This window comes from Mycoplasma sp. HS2188, from assembly GCF_025209835.1.
Classification (GTDB): domain Bacteria; phylum Bacillota_I; class Bacilli_A; order Mycoplasmatales; family Metamycoplasmataceae; genus Mycoplasmopsis.
The window spans coordinates 1-1,847 of record NZ_JAOAOI010000031.1; the positions used below are offsets into that span (position 1 = coordinate 1).

The 1,847-nt window shown below is 26.0% G+C and carries 1 protein-coding gene and 1 pseudogene; both read right to left on the reverse strand.

Going from position 1 to position 1,847, the window contains the following annotated elements:
- Window positions 1–658, reverse strand: a pseudogene (locus N1F73_RS03610) (integrative conjugal element protein); the annotation flags it as partial.
- Between the two features lie 37 nt (window positions 659–695).
- Entirely contained in the window at window positions 696–1,421 is a 726-nt protein-coding gene (locus N1F73_RS03615; RefSeq protein WP_260360145.1) for an Mbov_0400 family ICE element protein, read from the reverse strand.
- Window positions 1,422–1,847: the final 426 nt, after the last annotated feature.

A 1,847-nucleotide genomic window follows, 5' to 3' on the forward strand; every position in this document is an offset into this window, starting at 1 on the left:
CACTAAGTTTTTTTAAGAAAAATAAGCAAATAGCTGACCTATTTTTCTTCCTTTTATTAGACCTATTTCCACCTATAAAATTACTATGAATAATAGCTTCACGACACCTTAATTTTTCGCCATATTTACGGCCTTGAAAATTGATAAATAAATCATCAATTTCTAAATGAATTTTGCTGTTTTTTTGACCTGCTAAAATAGCTTCATTTTTACTAATTTCTAGTTTATTTTTTGCCCTAATTTGTTCGTCAATTTTAAAGCGTTTTTTAAGATAAAACAGATGTTGTTTCGATGGTTGTTTTGCCACTACTTCAGTTGGTAATTTTGTATTATTAAGGTCTGCTAATATGCAAGCTTTCACCAGCTCAAAATCATATTTACAAATGGCTAAGTTTTTTAAAATTTTATCGTGATAATATAATTCTCTTTTCATCACACCTTTATCACTAAACTCATACATTGTAATATTTAACTCAAACTCACCACCTAATGTAATTCAGCGTTTTTTAAGCCTTCTGGCGATTCTAAAATGTTTATGTGTAATAAATCTAGTCTTAGTTCTAAACTCGTATTCTAGACGATTTAATTCGTCTGCTTTCGCTGCATATAAACTTCTTAAATTACTTAAATTGTCAAAAATGTTAATTTCGTATTGCATAATAAAATTATAAAAAAACACCGTTTTTAACACGGCGTTATAATGACAATTTAGATTTAACTTCTTCCTTATTTTCAGGTTCAGTTATTTGGTTTAATACTTTAATATAATCATTTTTACTACGATAACCATTATAGTTCTTATACATGTATTCATCTAGATTTTCAGCGTTGCGATAATTCGTTAATTCCTCATCATCCATAACTTTTAAATGTTTAATAAGAGCTCTTAAATGTAAAACAGTAGCTACAGATTCGTTCGTTTGTACTAGATATCTTTTATCGAAGTTTTCGTTCAATGGTAGATCGTTCTCAATTTTAGTAGAAAATAAAACCTCATTAACGGATTTGTACTTTTCATTAATTGATATTCTTTGTATTGTTAAATAATCAGAATCTAATCTATTATTTAATTCATTAATTATGTCTTTTGTGTCTTCGTAGCTTAATTTGTTATCATCGGTAATATCATTTTTTCTGTATATTTTGAAAAATTTTGCGTTATCCATGACTTGTATTGAAGAGGTGTTTATAAATGAAGAAATATCGGAATTTTGAAATTTCACCTTTACCTCGCCAGGAAATTTATTACTATATTCCTTTACACTTCTGCAATTTAAAAAATAAACATCAGTACCACTATAAAATATTAAAAGTGGTCTTATACCATGTCTATATATTTTATTGCCATCTATATCGTGAGAAAAAGTATCTATTTTTCGTTTTTTACTATATTTTGTTCTTGATCATGCATTACGAAACAAGGATCCTCCTTTAAAAATTAATTTATATATTCTTATTATTAATTAAAAAAAATAAAAACATAGATTTATTTATAAAAAAATCCAAAATATATAACAAATATAAAAATAAGATAAAAAAAACCAGCACAATGAGAATTGTGCCCGGAAAAATTTTTTCCTCGTAGTGTCCACTCACTATATATCCCACTTCCAAGTCTCAACTGCGACGATTCCACTTGGCGATTCAGATATATTTTGATAAATATATTATACACATAATATACATAAACCAAATAAAATTATTTAACTTTTTTATTTTGTATGAAATAAAAAACAAAAGTTCCTAGGGTAAATAAAAAACAAAAGTTCCAATTTTTAATAAAGTATTAACGTAATGAAAAAAAGCAATTACGAAATTAACAAGAGATATCAATTGGAGTATATAAA